16 protein-coding genes are annotated in these 21,430 nt (G+C 72.3%); 5 read left to right on the forward strand and 11 right to left on the reverse strand.

What is annotated here, in order from left to right; genetic code table 11:
• Positions 1-48 precede the first annotated feature (48 nt).
• From mnhG to IEY30_RS12790, 8 genes are all read right to left on the reverse strand, one after another.
• Positions 49-423: a monovalent cation/H(+) antiporter subunit G gene (gene mnhG, locus IEY30_RS12755; RefSeq protein ID WP_030196730.1), complete on the reverse strand. Its 375-nt coding sequence runs from the start codon at positions 421-423 to the stop codon at positions 49-51.
• Complete coding sequence (locus IEY30_RS12760; RefSeq protein ID WP_052358441.1) at positions 420-797, reverse strand: MrpF/PhaF family protein; 378 nt, start codon at positions 795-797, stop codon at positions 420-422. The genes mnhG and IEY30_RS12760 overlap by 4 nt, the downstream gene beginning before the upstream one ends.
• Positions 794-1,441 (reverse strand): Na+/H+ antiporter subunit E, encoded by a 648-nt coding sequence (locus IEY30_RS12765; RefSeq protein ID WP_229674976.1) that lies wholly within the window; start codon positions 1,439-1,441, stop codon positions 794-796. Before IEY30_RS12765 ends, IEY30_RS12760 begins: the two co-directional genes overlap by 4 nt.
• Positions 1,438-3,099, reverse strand: coding sequence for a Na+/H+ antiporter subunit D (locus IEY30_RS12770; RefSeq protein ID WP_030196745.1), 1,662 nt, complete (start codon positions 3,097-3,099; stop codon positions 1,438-1,440). The genes IEY30_RS12765 and IEY30_RS12770 overlap by 4 nt, the downstream gene beginning before the upstream one ends.
• Positions 3,096-3,581 (reverse strand): NADH-quinone oxidoreductase subunit K, encoded by a 486-nt coding sequence (locus IEY30_RS12775; protein ID WP_030196747.1) that lies wholly within the window; start codon positions 3,579-3,581, stop codon positions 3,096-3,098. Before IEY30_RS12775 ends, IEY30_RS12770 begins: the two co-directional genes overlap by 4 nt.
• Positions 3,578-6,496 carry a Na+/H+ antiporter subunit A gene (locus IEY30_RS12780; protein WP_229674977.1) on the reverse strand — a complete coding sequence of 973 codons (2,919 nt, stop codon included), beginning with the start codon at positions 6,494-6,496 and terminating at the stop codon, positions 3,578-3,580. Before IEY30_RS12780 ends, IEY30_RS12775 begins: the two co-directional genes overlap by 4 nt.
• Before the next feature lie 131 nt (positions 6,497-6,627).
• Positions 6,628-9,084 (reverse strand): immune inhibitor A domain-containing protein, encoded by a 2,457-nt coding sequence (locus IEY30_RS12785; protein ID WP_030196752.1) that lies wholly within the window; start codon positions 9,082-9,084, stop codon positions 6,628-6,630.
• A gap of 210 nt (positions 9,085-9,294) precedes the next feature.
• Positions 9,295-9,930 carry a DUF6636 domain-containing protein gene (locus tag IEY30_RS12790; protein ID WP_043416516.1) on the reverse strand — a complete coding sequence of 212 codons (636 nt, stop codon included), beginning with the start codon at positions 9,928-9,930 and terminating at the stop codon, positions 9,295-9,297.
• 110 nt (positions 9,931-10,040) lie between these two features.
• Here IEY30_RS12790 and IEY30_RS12795 point away from each other — a divergent pair, with 110 nt between their 5' ends.
• Genes IEY30_RS12795 through guaA form a run of 3 tightly spaced genes read left to right on the forward strand, consistent with a single transcriptional unit; the run spans position 10,041 to position 12,779 of the window.
• Entirely contained in the window at positions 10,041-10,787 is a 747-nt protein-coding gene (locus IEY30_RS12795) for an SURF1 family protein (RefSeq protein WP_043416657.1), read from the forward strand.
• A complete protein-coding gene (locus IEY30_RS12800) occupies positions 10,784-11,179 on the forward strand; it encodes a DUF3817 domain-containing protein (protein WP_030196760.1) in 396 nt (131 codons plus the stop codon). The genes IEY30_RS12795 and IEY30_RS12800 overlap by 4 nt, the downstream gene beginning before the upstream one ends.
• Positions 11,180-11,189: 10 nt before the next feature.
• The gene (gene guaA / locus IEY30_RS12805; protein WP_030196762.1) at positions 11,190-12,779 is read left to right on the forward strand and encodes a glutamine-hydrolyzing GMP synthase; all 1,590 of its coding nucleotides are present in this window, start codon (positions 11,190-11,192) and stop codon (positions 12,777-12,779) included.
• Between the two features lie 195 nt (positions 12,780-12,974).
• On the opposite strand, the gene IEY30_RS12810 is transcribed toward guaA, so the two are convergent.
• On the reverse strand, positions 12,975-13,451 hold the full coding sequence (locus IEY30_RS12810; RefSeq protein WP_030196765.1) for a hypothetical protein: 477 nt from the start codon (positions 13,449-13,451) through the stop codon (positions 12,975-12,977).
• Between the two features lie 140 nt (positions 13,452-13,591).
• Here IEY30_RS12810 and IEY30_RS12815 point away from each other — a divergent pair, with 140 nt between their 5' ends.
• Entirely contained in the window at positions 13,592-14,428 is an 837-nt protein-coding gene (locus tag IEY30_RS12815; protein WP_081920417.1) for a phosphatase PAP2 family protein, read from the forward strand.
• Between the two features lie 10 nt (positions 14,429-14,438).
• Positions 14,439-17,153, forward strand: a complete 2,715-nt coding sequence (locus IEY30_RS12820; RefSeq protein ID WP_030196769.1) for an asparagine synthase-related protein — start codon at positions 14,439-14,441, stop codon at positions 17,151-17,153.
• Between the two features lie 68 nt (positions 17,154-17,221).
• On the opposite strand, the gene IEY30_RS12825 is transcribed toward IEY30_RS12820, so the two are convergent.
• The gene (locus IEY30_RS12825; protein WP_030196771.1) at positions 17,222-18,898 is read right to left on the reverse strand and encodes a long-chain-fatty-acid--CoA ligase; all 1,677 of its coding nucleotides are present in this window, start codon (positions 18,896-18,898) and stop codon (positions 17,222-17,224) included.
• 120 nt (positions 18,899-19,018) lie between these two features.
• Positions 19,019-21,349: a heavy metal translocating P-type ATPase gene (locus IEY30_RS12830; RefSeq protein WP_030196774.1), complete on the reverse strand. Its 2,331-nt coding sequence runs from the start codon at positions 21,347-21,349 to the stop codon at positions 19,019-19,021.
• Positions 21,350-21,430: the final 81 nt, after the last annotated feature.

A 21,430-nucleotide genomic window follows, 5' to 3' on the forward strand; every position in this document is an offset into this window, starting at 1 on the left:
CGCCTTGAGGTCAAACGACGCTCGGGTATGCCGGGTGGCCGGGTCGCGTCAGCGCGCCCGGTCCTCGTCGGCTGCTTCGGCGCGCTCGAGGGCGTCGGACAGCTCGTCGACGACCAGGGTGTCGACGTCGACGCAGCGGTTGCGGTAGGCGGCCCGGCCGACGAGGTGCGCCGAGACGGGGGAGGTGAAGAACTGCGTCGCCGCCAGCAGCACGAGCGTCGTGACGGCCGCCCAGGTGCGCAGTGTCAGGGCGAGGCCGGTGAGGATGAGGATGAGCCCGAGGGTCTGTGGCTTGGTCGCGGCGTGCAGCCGCGAGAGCGTGTCGGGGAAGCGGACGAGGCCGGTGGCCCCGGCGAGGCAGAGGAACGAGCCGAGCAGGAGGCACACGGCCCCGACGACGTCGAGCAGCGAGGTCCAGCTCATGACGGGTCCTCCGCGCGTGGGTCCTGCTGGGCGTCCGGTCCGTCCGGTCCCTCCGGCCCGTCGGGCTCGGGCGTCCTTGCGGAGAGGGGCTGCTCGCGCAGGACGCCCTGCGGCTCGTCGGAGTCGCGGGAGAGGAAGCGGGTGACGGCCACGCCGCCGACGAACCCAACGAGCCCGAGGATCATCAGGAGCGGCAGGTAGGTCGGCGTGCGCTGGCGCGCCGACTCGAGGGCCACCCCCGCGATGACGATGACGAGCAGGATGTCGGCGGCGACGATGCGGTCGAGGTTGCTCGGGCCCCGGTAGAGGCGTACGAGCACGAGCGCGGCCGCGACGCCGAGCATGGCGAGCGAGATGCCGAGGACGACGGTCATGCGAGGTCCTCCTCGTCGGTCGTGTCGGGGCGAGTCGATGGGGTCGCACCGGAGCTCGGGGTGGGCCACGCGCCCCCGGACTCGAGGGCCGCGATCTCCTCGCGCGAGCCCAGAGCACGCACGACGCGTCGCTCGATGGCGAGGACGTGGGCGCGCTGGGTCTCGATCGCGCCCTCGCGCTCGACGTCGAGCAGGTGGAGGTACAGCACGGAGGTCGAGCGGCGCGCGTCGATGACGACGGACCCGGGCACGAGAGCGACGAGCTCGGCCGTGATGGTGAGGTAGAAGTCCGAGCGTGAGCGCAGCTGCACCTCGATGACGGCGTTGCGGGGGCGGCGCCGGCCGAACGCGAGACGCATGACCTGCCACGAGGAGCCGACGAGGTCGACGAGGAAGTGACCGATGAGGAGCAGCAACCGGTGCGGGCGCAGTCGACCCTGGAACTCGATCGAGGGCAGCGGGAAGGCATAGGTGACGAGCAGCCCGATGAGGACGCCGTTGACGACGTTCCCCCACGTGACCCGGTCCCACAGCAGCAGCCAGGCGAGCGCGATCGTCACGACGGCGCGTGGCTGCAGGACTCGACGCCGGCGGCGCGGGGTCGCCGGCCCGCGCGGGGCGGTCGCCATGCGGACGTCGCTCACCGGCGCACCTCCACCGGCAGGACGCTCGTGACGTAGGGCTCGCGGCTCATGAGGTCGGAGGCGGCCCGCTGCGTGTAGGCGAAGAGCGGGCCGGCGACGACGGTGATGAGCACGCCGACGAGGGTCATGGCGGCCGTCGCACCGAGCATCGTGCGCGGCAGGGTCCGGGGGTTCGCGTCGGCGAGCACGGCGCTCGCGGTCGTGGTCTCGGGTCCGGTCCCGGGGCCGGACCCATGTGTGGTCTCGCGAGCTCCGACGAGGGCGCCCTCCTGTGGGGCGGCAGCCGTCTCGGAGGAGCGTGGCGCGTCGGCGAGGGTGCGCCAGAAGGCCTGGCTCCAGACCTTGGTCAGGGCGTAGAGCGTCAGCAGGCTCGTGACGATGCCGCCGACGACGAGCAGCCACGCGAGCGGCGTGCCGAGCTCGATGCCGGCGTGGAGCAGCCCGACCTTGGCGAGGAAGCCCGACAGTGGCGGGATGCCCGAGAGGTTCATCGCCGAGACGAAGAAGAGCGTCGCGAGCACGGGCGAGGCGACGGCGAGACCGCCCAGCCGGTCGAGCGAGGTCGTGCCGGCGAGGCGCTCGACGAGGCCGGTGATGAGGAAGAGCGCCGTCTGGATCGTGATGTGGTGGGCGACGTAGAAGATGGCGCCGGCGGTGCCCTCCGGGGTGGCGAGCGCGATGCCGAAGATCATGTAGCCGATGTGGCTGACGAGCGTGAACGACAGGATCCTCTTCAGGCCCGACTGCGACACGGCGCCGAGGATGCCGATGACCATGGTCAGCAGGGCAGCCCACATGAGCAGGCCCTGCAGGGGGGAGTCGGGGAAGAGGAGTGTCTGGGTGCGGATGATCGCGTAGACGCCGACCTTCGTCAGCAGGCCCGCGAAGACGGCCGTCACCGGCGCGGGAGCCGTCGGGTAGCTGTCCGGCAGCCACGCCGACAGGGGGAAGACGGCGGCCTTGATGGCGAAGGCCGTGAGCAACGAGAGCTGGAGCACGAGCGCGACGCCGGACGGGAGGTCGCCGATGCGGATCGCGAGCTGGGCGAGGTTGACGGTGCCCGTCGCGGCATACACCGCGGCGATGCCGACGAGGAACAGCGCGGAGCTGAGCAGGCTGACGACGACGTAGGTCGTGCCGGCGTGGATGCGTGCGGCGGAGCCGCCGAGGGTGATGAGGACGTAGGAGCTGAAGAGCAGGATCTCGAAGCCGACGAAGAGGTTGAAGAGGTCGCCGGCGAGGAAGGCGTTGGAGACGCCGGCGGCCAGCACGAGGTAGGTCGGGTGGAAGATCGTCAGCGGCGTCTCGCTCTCGATCTCGTCGTCGCTGTCGGCCTGACCCTGGCCGATGGCGAAGACCAGCACGAGCAGGGTGACGATGCTCGAGACGAGCAGCATGAGGGCGCTGAGCCGGTCGGCCACGAGCGAGATGCCGAGAGGCTCCTGCCACGCGCCGAGCCACAGCACCTGCGGGCCGTTGACATCGGTCTGCCACACGAGCACCCCGGCGACGGCGACGACCGCGGCGAGCACGGCGATGCTGACGCTGCGCTGCAGCCGCGGCGAGCGGCGGAAGGCGAGGGTCAGGGCCGCACCGAGCAGCGGCAGCAGCACCGGCAGGGGCACGAGGTCGGGCACGGGGAAGGCGTTGGGACTCATGGCGCTCGGGGGCTCCCGTCATCGGCCGCGAGCTCGTCGGACGTCGTCGTCGACTCCTCGGACGGGTCGTAGGTGGACGAGGTCTGGTCCTCGAGGGCGAGGCGCTGGATGCGGGCGTCCTCGGCGTCGTCGGGGACGTCGTCGGTCCCGGAGATCTGCCAGAGGCGGTAGGACAGGGCGAGCAGGAAGCCGATGGTCGCGAGCGAGATGACGATCGCGGTCAGCACCATGGCCTGGGGGAGCGGGTCGCTGATCGCGGCCGGGTCCTCACCGACGAAGGGGGCCCGCCCGGCGCGCCCGCTGATGACGAGGTAGAGCACGGCGATGCCGTTGCCGATGAGGACCATGCCGAGCAGGACGCGCACGAGGCTGCGGTCGAGCGCGAGCGCCGTTCCGGTGGCGACGAGTCCGACGGTGACGAGCACGAGCGTGATGTTCGGCTGCAGGCTCGGCTCGATGAGCGTGGGGGCGAGGGCGGTCACGACCGGACGCCTTCCTGCGCGCCGGCGGCATCGACACCGGCATCGACACCGGCGTCGTCCTGCGCGTCGTCCTCGTCGTCCGCGGCTTCGGCCTCCTCGGCGATCTGCCGGTCGATGCCGGTGCCGAGGCTGCGCACGATGTCGAGCATCATGCCGACGACGATGAGGTAGACGCCGATGTCGAAGGCGAGCGAGGTCACGACGTGCACCTCGCCCCAGGGCGGCAGGGTGAAGTCGACGGTCGTCGTCTCGAGGATGGTGCCGCCGAACGCCAGTGGTGCGAGCGCCGACCCGACGGCGACGAGCAGCCCGATGCCGACGAGGAGGCCGGCGTCGAACGGCGCTGCCTCGTCGAGCTCGTAGCGGCCGCCGGCGAGGTAGCGCACGACGAGGGCGAGGCCGGCGACGAGCCCACCCGCGAAGCCGCCACCCGGCTGGTTGTGCCCGGCGAAGAGCAGGAAGAGGGACGCAGCGAGCATGATGTGGAAGACGAGGCGGGTGACGACCTCGAAGATGACCGAGCGCTTCTCGGTGCGCATCGTGCGGCCGCCGTGCAGCCACGTGCCGCGGCCCGGGCTCGTCGACGGGAGCGACTTGGCCGTGGCTCGCGAGAGCCGGGTGTTGCGGGTGCGCACGAAGATGAGGCTCGCGATGCCGGTCGCGGCCGCCACGAGCACCGACACCTCGCCGAGGGTGTCCCACGCGCGGATGTCGACGAGCGTGACGTTGACGATGTTCTTGCCGTGGCCGAACGCGTAGGCCTCCGTGGGGAACCCGGCCGACACGGGCTCGCTGTTGCGTCCACCGGACGCGACGAGGGCGATGGCCCCCACCGACGCCCCGACGGCCGCACCGAGCACGATGCGCCAGGTGCGCGACGGTGAGTGCGGGTGCCGCGTGAACTTCGTCGGCAGCCGGCGCAGGGCGAGGACGAAGACGACGAGCGAGACGGTCTCGACGAGCATCTGCGTGATGGCGAGGTCCGGTGCGCCGTGCAGGATGAAGAGCAGCGCGACGCCGTAGCCCGTGGCGCCGACGAGCATGACGGCGGTGAGGCGGCGGCGGGTGACGAGCACGAGCACGGCCGCGGCGACGATGACGATCCCGACGACCGCCTGGCCGGCGTTGTCCCAGAGCCGCACCTGGGGGAACGTGCCGCGCGTGACGGCGGCCGCCCCCGGCAGCGCGACGAAGACGATGAGGATGGCGGCGAGGTAGATGGGCAGCGAGCCGCGCTGGGTGACAGCGGTCGTCTCGACGGCGCCGCGGTCGACCCACCGCAGGGTGCGCGCGAAGCCGCGCTCGCCGTCGACGAGGGCGGGCACGCCGGACTGCACCCGCGAGACGAGGTCGCGCTGCGCGAAGAGCACGAGACCGACGGCCACGGACACGAGGGAGAGCAGCAGCGGGACCGTGACGCCGTGCCACAGCGCGAGCGTCTGCGGCTCGCTCCCGACGGGGAAGCCCACGGCATACGGCATGAGCCACGGTGACTCGAGCGGCGCGAGCAGGCCGAGCAGCAGGCTCGCGACGCCGAGCAGCACGGGCGCGAGGACAAAGCCCGGGTGGGCCGCCTTGACGGGGGTCGGGGCCACGCCCGGCTTCGTCGCGAAGGCGCCCCAGAGGAAGCGTGCCGTGTAGGCGACCGTGAGGGCCGACCCGGCGACGACGCCGATGATCGCGAGCCAGCTCCACGGCGCGGGCAGTGGTGCGGAGGTCTGGACGTCCTGCCAGAGCGACTCGAGCGCGCTCTCCTTGGACACGAAGCCCGCGAGGGGGATGATGCCGGCCATCGAGAGCGCGGCGAGCGTCGCCGGCACCGTGACGGGCAGCAGGCGGCGCCCGACGCCCGAGAGCTCACGCAGGTCGCGCGTGCCGGTGCACTTGTCGACGACGCCGACGGTGAGGAAGAGCGTCGACTTGAAGAGGGCGTGCGCGATGACGAGGGCGAGCGCCGACAGCGCCGACGTCTTGGTGCCGAGGCCCGCGATGGCGACGATGAAGCCGAGCTGGCTGACGGTGCCGTAGGCGAGGAGCAGTTTGATGTCGTGCTGGCGCAGCGCCCGCCACCCGCCGACGAGCATCGTGAAGAGGCCGAGCCCGACCGTCAGCGCGTGCCAGGCCGGCGCGCCGGCGAAGGCGGGGGCGAGCAGCGCGACGAGGTAGATGCCGGCCTTGACCATCGCGGCGGCGTGCAGGTAGGCGCTGACCGGTGTCGGTGCGGCCATGGCGCCCGGCAGCCAGAAGTGGAAGGGCACGAGCGCCGACTTGCTCAGGGCGCCGGCGAGGAGCAGGACGACCGCGGCCATCGTGACGGCGTCGAGCGGAGGCGGGTCGGCGAGCAGCACCGGGATCGAGTAGCTGTGGTGCACGCCGAGCGCGATGATGCCGACGAGCATCGCCAGGCCGCCGAAGGTCGTGACGATGAGCGCCTGCATCGCTGCGCGCCGGTTCGTGGAGCTCGCCGGGTTGTGGCCGATGAGCAGGTAGGAGAAGACCGTCGTCAGCTCCCAGAAGACGTAGAGCACGAGGAGGTTGTCGGTCAGGACGAGTCCGAGCATCGCGCCGGCGAACGCGGTGAAGACCGACGTGAAGCGCCACAGCGTCGGGTCACGGTCGCTGAAGTACCACGTGCAGTAGAGCAGCACGAGGGCCCCGACCCCGGTGACGAGCAGCCCGAGCACCCAGGAGAGGGTCGTGACCCGGAAGTCGAGGTCGATGCCGAGGCCGGGCACCCACGAGATCCGTTGTGTCGGAAGGTTGCCCGAGCGCACGTCGTTCGAGACGGACACGAGCCAGGCGAACGAGACCGCGGGTGCGAGGGCCAGGACCGGAAAGGCCTTCGTGCGCAGGACCTTGGCCAGCCACGGCGCGAGGGCGGCGGCGAGCAGGTGCAGGAGCAGGAGTTGCGCCACGGCGGCCCTTCGGTCGTCGGGTGAGTTGAGCTCGGTCCACATCGGTTCAGGTCGTGACCCGATTCTAGGTGCAGCGAAGGGCCCCGCCGACCAGTGGTCGACGGGGCCCCTCGTGCGTCAGGCCGTTCGCGTCACTTCGGGGCGACGAGGACGTTGAGCGAGTTGCCCTGCTTCGAGGTGCCGACGACGCGGATCGTCGTGCCCGTCTTGGGCACGTCGACGGAGTACCAGCCGGGCTGGTAGCGGCCCGGGTGCGAGCCCGTCGCGCCGTGCTGGTCGGCATTGAACCACCACGTCCTCGTGTCGTCGAAGACCGGCTGGGCCGGCTTGCTCGCGACGGTGCCCGTGGTGCCGTCGGCCGGGTTGTGCAGCGTGATCGCGTCGGTGCGCTCGAGCCCGAAGGTCGAGTCGTAGGACAGGATCCGGTTGCGCATCAGCGTGCCGTTGGACCAGTGCGTGAACTCCGGGTGGGCGTCGACCGGCAGGACGAGGCCCGAGCCGGGGTGGTCGCCGACGTTGTTGTCGTTCTGCGAGCTGTCCCAGTAGCTGATGAGCAGCCCGTTCTGGTACGGGTAGCTCTCGACCATGTCCGGCTTCGTCGGGAACCCGAAGTTGTAGGCCGTCTTCAGGGACGTGTCGTAGCCGTCGTACTGGCGGTTCTCGGCGATGTACGCGTTGAAGAAGGCCCGCTCCACCGATCCCTCCGTGGCCCGGAAGCCGCTGCCGTCGGCCGGGCTGAACGTCCAGCCGGCCGCGGTCTCGGCCCCGTCGAGTGGCTGGCCGGTGATGGCGATGGCGTCGACCTGGAAGCCCGGCGGCGGGGTGTCCACCCCGGGCTGCCCCACCTGGGCGCCGTCGGCCTTGTAACGGAACTGGACCTGCACGGTCTTGCCCGCCCACGGCGAGAGGTCCGCCGTGAGGTCGGTCCACGACGCCTTGACGCCGGTGATGCCCTGGCCGAGGTTGTTGCCGTTCGGGTCGGTCGTGCGCGACAGGTTCGTCGGCACCTGCGTCCATGTGGCGCCGCCGTCGGCCGAGACGCGCAGGTAGGCGTAGTCCCAGTCCTCCTCGATGTTGTAGCGCGCCTTCGCCGCGAGGCCGACCGTGCCGGCGGGCAGGGTCACGGACTTCGTCATCGTCGTGTCGAGGTCGTCGGCCGCGTCGCTGTAGTACATCTTGGAGCCCTCGTACGGGTCGCCCAGCTCGAGAGGCACCATCTTGTCCGGCAGGACGGTGAAGAGGGCCTGGCTCTGCTTCGTCGCCGGGACGTTGGAGCCGATGGTGTGCGACGAGCGCTTGCCGGCGCGCGCGACGTCGTAGAACGGCCCCTGCTTGCCCTGCGGCTGCAGCCAGCCCAGCTGGAAGAGCTCGAAGGCGCCGAGGTCGGTCGGGTCGTCGCCGATCCCGTCGGGGCCGCCGTCGCCGATGTTGGCGCCGGAGCTCATGAGCGTCCAGAACGCCGTGTTGTTCTCCGCGCCACCGGTGTTGCCGGAGGTGTCGTAGAGGTCGGGCAGGCCGAGGTCGTGGCCGAACTCGTGCGCGAAGACACCGAGGCCGCCGTTCTCGGGCTGCATCGTGTAGTCACCGACCCAGACGCCCGTCGGGTTGTTGGGCACGAGCGAGCTCGAGACCAGACCCGTGTTGCTGCCGACGTTGACGCCGGCCCCCAGGGGACCGCCACCCTGCACGGCTGCGAACGAGCGGTGGCTCCAGATGGCGTCGGTGCCCTGGTTGGGGTCGCCGGCCGCCTCGTCGCCGCCCGCGTGGACGATCTGGAAGTGGTCGATGACGCCGTCGGGCTCGTTGAAGTTGCCGTCGCCGTCGATGTCGTAGCGGTCCTGCTGGTCGAACGTCTTGAGGTACGTCTGCACCTCGGCCATCGTCTTGCCGGCCTTCAGCTGCGCGTCGACCCAGACCGCGAGGGCGTCACGCACGAGCGCCGTCGAGGTGTTGCAGACGATGCTGCCGCAGTAGTTGCGGCCGTAGAGCGCCTCGTTGAACGGGACCTTGACCCACTCGGTGACGTCGCCCTCGACCGAGTAGCGGCCGGAGGACTGGCGCTCGTAGTACTTCGCCATCCGGTTGAAGTACATGTCCTGGTAGTGCGCCCGGTTGTAGTCCTTCTGCCACAGCGTCGAGTTGTCGACGGCGCGGTTGGGGGCCGGGATCTCGTTGTGGCGCGGGCCGGTCACGTCGGTGGCGCTGCCGTCCGGCGGAGGCCCCTGGAAGATCGGGTTGGGGTACTGCTGGTCGCCGAACTCGACGATGACGACGAAGATCTTGTCGGTCCCCTCGCGCTCGAGCTGGACGTGCTGTCCCTTGCCGAGCTTGGCGACCTTGCCCTGGGCGCTGGGGTCGCCCTTGAGGCGCTTCTCGAGCGCCTTCTGGCGCATGGCGTCCTGCTTGACCGCCAGTGGCGAGCGCAGGTTGTCGTTGCGGGTCTTGCCCGATGCCGCGTTGTCGGCCTTGGTCTTGCCGACGCTGGGGGCCGCCTGCACCGGGGACGCCGCTACGGCGCCGGTGACGAGGGCTCCCGTGGCGAGCAGGCCGATGAGCCTGCGACGCCCGGAGTGCAGTGATTGCCTCACGAGGACCGTCCCTAGAAGTGTGAGTTTCCTGTGGGATGCCGCACCCGCCGCTGATTCTTGCGCTGCGCCCCCGAGGCGCGACTTTCGCAGTCAAGACCTCGGTGGTCCTGTGTGGCCGTTTCGTACCATCACCGTTATCGATTCGTGATCCGGGGGTTCGGCGGATTCGCCCCGTCCTCGTGCGTTTGCCTTGGTATGCGCCTCAGCGCGTCAGAAGGTGACGAAGCTGTTCCTGGCGATGAAGAAGCCGTGTCGCCCCGCCTCGTCGATGCACGTCATGCCGGTCTTCTCGCTCAGGCAGGCCGTCGTGCCCGACGGCTGGGTGCGCGAGCCGTAGCCGAGCGCGGGCTCCGAACCCGTTCGGATGGTGTCGGTGTTGCAGACCGGCCGCGCCCCGGCCGCACCCAGCTCGATGCGGCCGATGTCCTTCGCGCCGCCCTCCGGGCAGATGGTGGGCAGAGGCGGCTTGATCCGACCCTCCCGCACCTCGCACGAGACGGCAGGACCCGCGCCGCGCCGGCACACGATGTTGCCCGACGGGCTGCGGAAGGCGGCGCCGCCGGACGCCGCCGGCTTCGCCGCGTCGATCCGGCCCTTGGCCTCGGCGAAGGACTTCGGCGCCCCGCGCTGCTTGCCGACCGCGAGGGCCGTCGGCACGGCTGCGGAGGTGGCGCTCGGCGTCGGCGCCGGGGTGCTCGTCGCCGGGGCGCCACCGGACGACGCGGCAGGCGCGTCGACGGTGACCGTCACCGTGCGTCGTGGGGCGGGGATGTCGGTGGCTCCGCAGGAGGCGAGGAGGCACGCCACGGCGACGGAGGCGAGGACGACGACGGAGCGACATGGCATACCTGATCGGCGGTGGCGCGGCGGCGGCATCGGTGACATGGCGAAGGATTCTGGCACGGGTGGCCGCCCCGGGTCAGGTCGGCGCCAGCGAGGTGACCTACCCTTGGGGCGTGTTCCGGCGCCTGCTCACCCCTCGCTGGGTCGGCATGTTCGCCGGCCTGGTCGTGGTCGTCGCCGCGTGCGTCCTGCTCGGCCTGTGGCAGCTCGGCGTGGCCCGCGACTCCGGGCGCCAGGACGCCGTGACTGCCGCGTCCACGCTCGAGCGCGCGCCGCTGCAGCAGGTGACCAAGCCGCACAGCGACTTCCAGGCCGACTACTCCAACCGTGCCGTCACCGTCACGGGCACGTATGCCGCCGAGCGCACCCTGCTCGTCGTCGACCGCCGGCTGGACGGCCGGGTCGGGTCGTGGGTGGTGACGCCGCTCGAGACGCAGGGCGGCACCGTCCCGGTGCTGCGTGGCTTCGTCGACGGCACCCCGGCCTCCGTGCCCCAGCCACCGGCGGGTGTCGTCACCGTGACCGGCACGCTCGGCCCTGGGGAGTCCCCGCGGGACGGCGCCCCGCTGCCCGCACCGCAGGTGCGCTCCATCGACCTGGCCTCGCTCGTCAACGAGTGGCCGGGCGACCTCTACAACGTCGTCGTGCTGGCGTCGGCCGAGTCCACCGGCCCGGCCGCCGGCCTGACCCGCGTGCCCCCTCCGGACCTCGACGCCCCGCTCAACCTGCGCAACGCCGCCTACGCCGTGCAGTGGTGGGTCTTCGGGATCTTCGCGATCTGGATGTGGTGGAAGATGTTCCGAGCAGAGCAGCAGGCGGGCGAGCCCGTCGCCGCACCGAGAGAAGGCGTCACGACGTGAGCACGTATCCCCAGACCCTGGCCAAGCCGCAGCAGATCCGCTCGGCCCTGTCGACCTACCGCGTCCTCGCGATCATCGCCGGCATCGCGCTCTTCGTGCTCATCCTCGAGATGGTCATGAAGTACGGCTTCAAGCAGACCAACGTGCTGACGGAGTACTGGAGCCCCATCCACGGGATCATCTACTTCGCGTATGCCGTGTCCGTCGCCAACCTGGGCCTCAAGGCCGCGTGGGGCCCGGTCCGCATCGTCAAGAACCTCCTCGCCGGGTTCGTGCCCGTCGTGCCGTGGATCGCCGAGCGCCGCAACACCGCCGAGACCGAGGCCCTGCTCTCGCGCGCCTACGTCGCGGGCGACGGGACGCCGTCCGAGGAGCGCCCGTCGGGCCGTTAGGCTTGCGCCCGTGAGCGAAGCGCACCCGACCGACCTGCAGAGCCACCCCGTCCTCGTCGTCGACTTCGGCGCGCAGTACGCCCAGCTGATCGCCCGCCGCGTGCGTGAGGCCCAGGTCTACAGCGAGGTGGTGCCGCACTCGATGGCGGCGGCCGACATCCTCGCCAAGCAGCCGGCGGCCATCATCCTGTCCGGTGGGCCGAGCTCGGTCTACGAAGACGGCGCCCCGCGCCTCGACCCGGCCCTGCTCGAGGCCGGCGTCCCCGTCTTCGGCATGTGCTACGGCTTCCAGTCCATGGCCCAGGCCCTCGGTGGCACCGTGGCCCGCACCGGCGCCCGCGAGTACGGCAAGACCGACGCAGCCATCAGCGACGTCGAGTCCACGCTCTTCGCCGGGCAGCCGCCGAGCCAGACCGTCTGGATGTCGCACGGCGACTCCGTCAGCGCCGCGCCCGAGGGCTTCGCCGTCACCGGGACGACCGCGGGCACGCCGGTCGCGGCCTTCGAGGACGACGAGCGCCGGCTCTACGGCGTGCAGTGGCACCCCGAGGTGCTCCACTCCGAGCAGGGCCAGCGGGTCCTCGAGAACTTCCTCTGGAAGGGCGCCGGCATCACGCCCGACTGGACGCCCGGGCACGTCGTCGAGGACCTCGTCGAGTCGATCCGCGAGCAGGTGGGCGAGGACCGCGTCCTCTGCGCCCTCTCCGGCGGCGTCGACTCGTCCGTCGCAGCAGCCTTGGTGCAGAAGGCGATCGGCGACCAGCTGACCTGTGTCTTCGTCGACCACGGCCTGCTGCGCGAAGGTGAGGCCGAGCAGGTCGAGACCGACTTCGTCGAGGCGACCGGCGTCGACCTCGTCGTCGTCGACGCGCGCGAGCGCTTCCTCGAGGCGCTCGCCGGCGTGACCGACCCCGAGACCAAGCACAAGATCATCGGCGAGCAGTTCATCCGCGTCTTCGAGCAGGCGGCGCGCGACGTCGTCCACGACCGCGGCGACGAGGAGCACCCCGTCAAGTGGCTCGTCCAGGGCACGCTCTACCCCGACGTCGTCGAGTCCGGCGGCGGTGAGGGCGCGGCCAACATCAAGAGCCACCACAACGTCGGCGGCCTGCCCGACGACCTCCAGTTCTCGCTCATCGAGCCGCTGCGCACCCTCTTCAAGGACGAGGTGCGCCAGGTCGGCCTGGAGCTCGGTGTCCCCGAGGTCATCGTGTGGCGCCAGCCGTTCCCCGGCCCCGGCCTCGGCATCCGCATCATCGGTGCGGTCGACGCCGAGCGCCTCGCGATCCTGCGCCGCGCCGATGCCATCGCCCGCGAGGAGCTGACCCGCGCCGGGCTCGACCGCGACATCTGGCAGTGCCCGGTCGTGCTGCTCGCCGACGTCCGCTCGGTCGGCGTCCAGGGCGACGGCCGCACCTACGGTCACCCGGTCGTGCTGCGTCCGGTGGCCTCCGAGGACGCGATGACCGCCGACTGGGCCCGCGTGCCCTACGACGTGCTCGCGACGATCTCGACGCGCATCACCAACGAGGTCGAAGAGGTCAACCGGGTCGTGCTCGACGTCACGAGCAAGCCGCCGGGCACCATCGAGTGGGAGTGACCGCGCCCGCCCGGCCACCCCAGGGCTGAAACCGTCGAGAGGCCACGTCTGGCCCCCTCTGCGCAGTCGAGAGGCCACGTCCGTACCCAGGGCGTGGCCTCTCGACGTGTCCCGAGGGGCACGTCGTGGCCTCTCGACGGTCGAGGAGGGGGCGTATGCCGGGTGGCCGGCCACCCGGCATACGCCCGGGAGCGCTCAGCGGCCGGTCGCGGCGATGTAGGCGCCGGCGTTGCTCAGCGGGTTGAGCAGGACGACGGGTGCCAGGCACCGGGTGGGCAGGCTCACGCGGGTCTCGATCCGCGCGTCACCCGCGGCGCTGAACGGCACGGGCGCCGTCATCATCACGTCCTTGCCGTTGCAGACGACGGTGGCCGAGAGGGTGGCGAGCGGGTTGTCGCCCCGCGTCGGGATGATGAGGCCCTCGACCTCGACCTGGAGGTCGCCGTCGGCGCGCAGGCGTGCCGTGCCCTCGGAGATGACCCAGGGCGCCCCGCCGCGGACGAGACCGAAGAGCGGCGGGTCGCTCAGCTGGCTGCCCTGCAACGGCGCGCGCAGGACGTCCCTGCGCGGCACGCCGCCGCTGTCGGCGGAGGCGCTCGAGGTCGTGGCGAGCGCGGAGACGCCGATGACGGCCCCGGCGAGGAAGGCGGCGGTACGGGAGATCGCGTGCATGTCGTGCTCCTGACGTGGTGGCCGGGGACGGTTGCCCCTCCTCGAGGACGACGGCGCGGCGCGCCACGGTTCACGGCGGTCCTCGGGAGCGGCGAAGGACGTGGAGCCGCGACACAGGCTGCCTCGTTACCGTTGTCGTCATGACCGCCCGCCCGACCGCCCGCCCCGCTACGCAGGAGCAGCGGCGGCCGGGGAGCACGCGGGGGACGGTGAGCACGCCGGAGTCGGGCAGCCCGGATCATCGGCGCTATGAACCCCTCGTCGCGCTGCTGCTGGCGGTCGGACTCGTGCTCATCACCGTGGGCGTCGTGAGCGGCGGCGCGCTCCTCAGGCTCGACGACCGCGTCCTGGCGCTGACGCCGGGCCGGGGCGGCGGGCCTCGGGCTGCCGAGCTCGTGACCCTCGGCATCGTCGACCTCGCGACCCCGGTGCTCTCGGTCGCCGTGCTGTGCGCCGTCACCTTCGCCGTCTGCCTGCGCACGGGCCGGTGGACGCCGCTCGTCGTGGCCGGCCCGGCCCTCGTCCTCGTGTCCGGGTCGGTCCTGCTCGGCAAGGCCGTCATCACCCGCTCGGCGCCCGACGTCCCCGGGATGCTCGGTGGCGACGGGTCCTACCCGTCGGGGCACACCGCCACCGCGCTCGTGTGTGCCGGGGTCGCCGCCGAGCTGCTGTCCCGGCTGCAGCCCGCTCGGCGGAGGCTCGCATGGGCAGCAGCGGCGACGTGGACGACGCTCGTCGCCGGTGCCCTGCTGTGGCTGCACTTCCACTGGCTCAGCGACGTCGTCGGGTCGGTGCTCCTCGCCACGCTCGTGCTGTGGCTGCTCCTGCGGTGGCCCGCGCGACTGGGGGCCCGGCTCGAGGCCCCTGCGTCGCAGCAGCCCGACGGCCGTCCAGGCGCCGGTGGCGCGGGGCGCGGCCGGGAGGCAGGGCGTCTCGGCCCGCTGTGGCTGGACGGGGATCGGTCCGGGGCCCGTTAGGGTTGAGGCCATGTGTGGAATCGCGGCCTATCGAGGGTTGGAGGCCGACGAGGCCCTCCTCGAACGACTCCTCGCGACGCACCCGGAAGCGGGTCCAGCGGCGACGGTGACCGACGGAGACGCCGGGCTCGGCGTCCGGGAGGGACGTCCCGTGCGGACGTCCGCGTCACCCGAGGACGCCGACCGCGTCGGTGGTGTCGGTGATGCCACCGGCTCCGATGGCGGCCGTGGCGGCGACGTCGCGCGGCTCGCGGTCGCCCCCGGCGGCCGGTTCACGCTGGCCCTCGACGGCGAGCTCTACAACCGGGCCGAGCTGCGCGGTGACCTCGAGACCCTCGGGCACGACTTCGGCGTCGGCAGCGATGCCGAGGTCGCCCTCGCCGCCTTCACCGAGTGGGGCACCGACGGCCTCGACCGTCTCGACGGTGCCTTCGCCGTCGTCGTCTGGGACCGGGACACCCGGCGCATGACGCTGGCGCGCGACCCGTTCGGGGTGCGCCCGCTCTACATCGCCCGTGCCGGTGAGGGCTGGCTCGTCGCGAGCGAGATCGGCGGCATCCTCGGCAGTGGCCTGCACGAGCGCCGCCCCGACGACCGCACCATCTACCGCTACCTTCGCTTCCGCGTCCACGACGACGGGCCGGCCACGTTCTTCGCCGGTATCGAGCGCGTCGGTGCGGGCGAGGTCGTCACCCTCGGCGCCGACCTGCCCGGCGGCATCGAGCGCCACCCGTACTCGCGACTGCGCGAGGAGCTGACGGCGCTCGCGCGCTCGCCGCGGGCCTACACGCCCGCGGCCGCCACCGAGTTCCGCGCGCTGCTGACCGACTCCGTGCGCCGCCGCTCGAGCTCGTCGGGCCGGGTCGGCACCGCGCTGTCCGGTGGCCTCGACTCGGCGGCCATCGCCTCGCTCGTCGACGTGGTCGAGCGGGAGGCGGGCGGCTCGGACGAGCAGGACACGTGGTCCGCGGTCTACCCGGCCTCGCGCATCGACGAGCAGGCGCAGGTCGAGGCGGTCACGGCCTCGCTCGGGTCGCGGGTCGACGCGCACCGCTTCGAGCCGACCCCCTCGGAGTTCAAGAAGGACATGCGCGATCTCGTGCGCACCCAGGAGGAGCCGCTCGGTTCGACCGGCTCCTACACGCAGTACCGCGTGCTGCAGGAGGCCGCGCAGCGCGACGCCGTCGTGCTCGACGGACTCGGCGGGGACGAGCTGCTCGGCGGCTTCGGGGCGCATCACCTCATCCACCTGCGCGGGCTCAAGGGCCGCAGCGCGGCGCTCGCCGCCTCCGAGCTGGGTCGCTCCCTCGACGTGCTCGTCCGTCGCGGTCGTCCCCACGTCGGAGACCGGCTGCGCGGCCGCAAGTCCGTCGCCGTCACCTCGCTCCTCGGCGCCGACTTCGCCCGTGCGCACGCCGGTGAGGCCCACGAGGCCGAGCGCACCGACCTGCGCAAGCGGCTCGTCGACGACCTCTTCGTCGACTCGCTGCCGTCGCGGCTTCGCTCGACCGACAAGAACGCCCGCCGGTTCGGCGTGTCGGTGCGGCTGCCGTTCGTCGACCGCGAGCTGGCGCGCTTCGTCTTCGGCCTCGACGACGCGGCCCTCATCAAGGACGGACTCGGCAAGCGTGTGCTGCGCGACGCGATGCGCGGCCTGCTGCCCGACTCGGTCGTCGAGCGCCGCGACAAGGTGGGTTCGACCACGCCACAAGCCGACTGGTTCATGCGCCTCAAGAACCACATCTACGGCGAGTTCCTCTCCGAGTCGTTCGCGAACCGGCCCTACTTCGACCAGACGGCGGTGCTGCACGCCTTCGAGGGCTGGATCAAGGGCACCAACTCCGTCGACTCCATGACGATCTGGCGCATCCTCAACGTCGAGCTGTGGCTGCAGGAGTTCTTCGACGAGCGCGCCCCCGAGGCCGACGACGTCGTCGAGCACGTCAAGAGCGACTACGAGCCGAACGCCCGCAAGCAGCTCGACCTCGTGACGGCCGACGGCACGGCGGTGCGCCGCTACCCGCTGCGCACCGACCTCTACGCCCGCGAGGACGACCTCGAGGCCAAGACGCTCGGCTACATCGACCGCTTCTTCGCCGGCCTGACCGACGCCGGCCCCGAGCACGACGCCGCCACCGGTGGGCGCTGGTACTTCTTCATCTCCGAGAAGATCGTCGCCATCACCCAGGGCCGGTCCTTCTTCATCTGGGACATCAAGGTCGGCCGCCCGGCGCGGCTGCTGAGCCGCTACGTCACGCGCACCCCCGCCGGCATCGGCCTGGGCTCGCCGTTCACGATGCAGCTGGCCATCGAGGAGGCCGGGCTGCCGCGGGTGCTGTTCGCCTCGGCCGGCGGCGCCGTGGGCAAGGTGCTCGGCAAGCGTGGCCTCTTCTACGACCTCGTCGGGGGCGACATCCGCGCCATCGACGGTCCCACGGAGTACTCCGTCTACCCGGCCAACGTGTCGGCGAAGCTCGGCCCCAAGGACCCCGACGACGTCGCCGCGAGGCTCTCGGCGGCGATCCGCGCGCGGGTGCCCGAGGCCTACCGCGACACGTTCGGTGGCACCGTGGTCATGGACGCCAACGACATCGGCCGCAACGTGCTCGGCAAGGACGCGCCCGGCTCCAAGGAGCGCTACGAGCTGATGTTCGCCGACAACCCGCTCGGGCAGGGCTCCGAGCAGACCCCGATGGCCGTCGTCTTCGAGACGCCCTCTGCCTGAAGGCTTTTCGCGTATGCCGTGTGGCCGGGCGGAGCATGCCCGGTGGCCACACGGCATACGCCCTCTCGTCAGCCCGAGATGAGCGAGTCGCGCACCTGCTTGCGCAGCACCTTGCCGATCTGCGAACGGGGCAGCTCGTCGACGACGACGACACGCCGGGGCACCTTGTAGGCGGCGAGGTCGGACCGGCACCGGGCCTGCACGGCCTCGAGGTCGACGTGGGCGCCGGGCTCGGTCGTCACGACGGCGACGACCTCTTCGCTGCCGTCGGGCTTCGGCAGGCCGACGGCAGCGGCGTCGGTGACGCCGGAGACGGTGCGCACCACGGCCTCGACCTCCGACGGCATGACGTTGAAGCCGCCGGTGATGATGACCTCCTTGATGCGGTCCACGACCGAGACGAAGCCGTCCTCGTCGACGACGACGATGTCGCCGGTGCGGAACCAGCCGCCGTCGAGGAGGGCGGCCCGGGTCTCGTCGGGCTTGCCCCAGTAGCCGCTGAACACCTGCGGCCCGCGGATGAGCAGCTCGCCGCGCTCACCGACGGGGCGGTCGCGGGTCGGGTCCTCCGGGTCGACGACGCGGATGTCGGTGCTCGGGAAGGGGACGCCCACGGCACCCGGTCGCCGCTCCCGGCCGATGGGGTTGCCGACCGCGACGGGTGAGGTCTCGGTCAGGCCGTAACCCTCGACGAGCAGGCCGCCGGTCACCTCCTCCCACAGCTCGAGAGTCTCGCGGGGGAGTGCCATCGCGCCGGAGATCGCGAATCTCGTTGCGGTCAGGTCGATCCCACGATCACGGGCAGTCTTGGCGAGCCGCTCGTAGATGGGCGGCACGGCCGGCAGGAACGTCGGCGGGTGCTTCTTCGCGGCGTCGAGCACGAGGTCGACGTCGAAGCGCGGGAAGAGGACGAGGCGGGCGCCCATGCTCATGGCGAAGGTCAGGCAGAGGGTCAGCCCGTAGGCGTGGAACATCGGCAGGACGGCGTAGACGACCTCCTGTCCCGGCCTCATCCCCGGCACCCAGGCCCGGCCCTGGGCGGCGTTGGCGACGAGGTTGCGGTGGGTGAGCATGGCGCCCTTGGGCACGCCGGTGGTGCCGCTCGTGTACTGGATCGCCGCGAGGTCGTCGACGCTCGGGCGCGGCACGGAGGGGCCGAGGGGTCCGTGGCCCAGCAGGTCGGACCACGGGGTCGTCCCCGTCGACGGGGCGGTGAGCCGGGCGCGCAGCTCGCGTGCTCGCCGGAGCGGCAGCCGCAGAGCCAGTCGCTTCGTCCACGGCATCGACGCGGTCAGGTCGACGGCCACGACGTGCTCGACGCGGGGGAGCCGCGCGACATCCGTGGCCACCACGTCCCAGGCCACCGCGACCGTGGCCCCGTGGTCCTCGAACTGGTGGGCCATCTCGGTCGGCGTGTAGAGCGGGTTGTGCTCGACGACGACCGCCCCGAGCCGGAGCACGGCATAGAACGCGACAATGTGCTCGGGACAGTTCGGCAGCACGAGGCCCACCCTGTCGCCGGCACGCACGCCGAGACGGCGCAGCCCCTCGGCCGCGCGCTCGACGCGACGTCCCAGTTCCGCGTAGGTCACCTCCGCGCCGAAGAACTCGAGTGCCGGTCGATGCGCGTACGCGGCGACGGCCTCGGTGAGCAGGTCGACGAGCGAGCCTGTCGGTTGGGCGATCTCGGCGGGCACCCCCTCGGCGTAGTGGGCCACCCAGGTGTGCTCCAGTCCCGTGGTCATGCCAGCCTCCGTCGCCGGTCTGCTGCCGCGCCGTGCGGCAGGCCCAGTATGGCGGTGATGGGCCGGGACGCGGGGTCGGGCGCGCGCGGTCGGACCCCACGGCATACGCCGTCGGTGCGGTCAGCCGTGGGCACGTCGGCGTCCCGTGCGACCGGCGGGGGAGGGGGTCGAGGGCACGAGCGCGAAGGCACCCTCCTCCTCCTGGCTGTTGTGCAGGCGGCACACGGCGTAGAGGCCGTAGAGCAGGCGGCGCAGCTCCGTCACGTCCTCGGGCGTCACCTGGGCGGGTTCGATGCCGTCGAGCAGCCGGCGCAGCCGCGAGACCTGGTGCTTGATCTCTGCGTGCGTGCGTCGCATGGTCGCCGTGGCGGCGCCGCCGATCGCCCGGGCCACGAGGGGCATCAGCTCGTCCTCGTCGGCCCGCTCGTGCGGCACGAGGTCCTGCTCGAGTCGGTCGAGGAGGGCGTGCACCGGCTCGAGTCGGCAGTCGCGGGTGTGTAGCCCGTCGGCCACGGTGCGGATCTGCTCGACCGCGGCGATGGCGACGTCGTGGCCGTTGCGCAGGCGCTGGGCCGTGGCGACGTCCTCCTCGGACATCGGGACGGTGTGCAGGCGCGTCGGCAACAGGGCGCGCAGCGCGATCCCGATCGCGAGGACGTCGATGCCCTCCTGCAGCACGGCGCCGGCGGCAGGCGGGAGCAGGCCGGCCGCTGCGGCGACCATCGCGACGAGCGACAGGCCCATGCCCACGAGCACGGCCTCGAGCGCGATCCGGCGCGACCGGCGCGCAATGAGGATCGCGTCGGCGATGGCGTCGACCCGGTCGACGGTGAGCACGACGTCGGCGGCCTCGGAGCTGGCCGTCGCCCCGCGCGCGGCGAGCGCGACCCCGACACCGGCGGCGGCGAGGGCCGGGGCGTCGTTGACGCCGTCGCCGACCATGATGGTGCGCCCGGCGGCCGACTCGTCCCGGATCGCGTCGAGCTTGTCGGCCGGGTCGCGGTCGGCGAGGACGGCGTCGACGCCGACGATGCGCCCCACCGTCTCGGCGATGTCGGCGCGGTCGCCGGTGACCAGCACGGTGCGCCGGATGCCGACCTCGCGCAGGGCCGCCAGCATCCGTGGGGCGTCGGGTCGCACCGGGTCCTCGAGGAGGAAGGCGCCGGCAGGCCGGCCGTCGACCGCGACGAAGATCGTCAGGCAGCCGTCGAGCGCAGCCCGGCGCCGCACCTGGCGGAGCCAGGCCGGGTCGGCGTCGCCGACGATCCAGCGCGCCTTGCCGAGCCGGATGTCGACACCGCCGACGGCGCCCTCGAGGCCGTAGCCGTGCACCTCGCGGACATCTGTCGGCAGCACGAGGTCGAGGCCGCGGCTGCGGGCGGCGCCGACGAGCGCGCTGGCGAGGGGGTGGGGCGAGACCTGGTCGAGGGAGGCCGCGAGGCGCAGCACATCGAGGGCGGAGGGAGCATCCGGGGCGGTGACGACGGAGGCCAGCTCCGGCCGCCCGCGGGTCAGCGTGCCCGTCTTGTCGAAGAGCACGACGTCGCCGGCGGCCAGCGCCTCGAGAGCGGCGCCGCCCTTGACGACGACCCCGATGCGCGAGGCCCGCGACAGCCCGGACATGATCGCCACCGGAGCGGCCAGGAGCAGCGGGCACGGCGTCGCGACGACGAGCACGGCGACGGCACGGACGGGCGACCCCGCAATGGCCCAGGCCAGCCCGGCGAGCGCGAGGGTCAGCGGCACGAAGAGCACGGCGAAGCGGTCTGCCGTGCGCACGAACGGGGCCGACGTCGCCTGGGCCTGCTCGACGAGGCGCACGACGTTGGCATACGTCGACTCGGACGCCGACGACGTGGCCACGACGTCGACCGGCGCGCCGGCGTTGACCACCCCGCTGCGGATGTCGTCGCCGCTCGGGCGCTCCACGGGCATGGGCTCGCCCGTCAGGGCCGACTCGTCGAACGTGCCGGTCGCGAGCAGCCGGCCGTCGACGGGGACGACCTCGCCGGTGCCGACGACGAGCACGTCACCGGGGTCGACGTCCTCGACGGGTATGCCGTCGATCCGGTCCCCGTCGCGCCGCCGGGCCGTGCGCGGGGTGCGCTCGACGAGCAGTCGCAGCTCCCGGTCGGCGCGCGCGGCGGCGCGGGCCTCGAGCAGGCGGCCGCTCGCGAGCATCAGCGTCACCATCGCGCCGGCGAACTCCTCACCGACCCAGAGCGCCCCCGCGAGGGCGAGCACGGCGATGACGTCCACCGTCGCGCGCCGCTCCGCGACGGACCGGATGGTCCACAGCAGCGAGAGCGCGAGGCCGAGCACCGTCGCCGTGATCCACAGCGCCCGTGAGAGGGCCCCGGCGCCCGTGACGGCGGCGATCCCGCCGCCGGCGAGCAGGAGGGCCGACGCGACGAAGAAGACCGCGGGTGAGCGGCCGCGCCACCAGGTCACGCCTCCATCATCCGCCGTCTCGGACCACCCGGAGCCCGGTCGGGACCGGCATCACACTCCACCGTCGAGTGGCCAGAGTTT

This window comes from Terrabacter tumescens (assembly GCF_014646815.1).
Classification (GTDB): domain Bacteria; phylum Actinomycetota; class Actinomycetes; order Actinomycetales; family Dermatophilaceae; genus Terrabacter; species Terrabacter tumescens.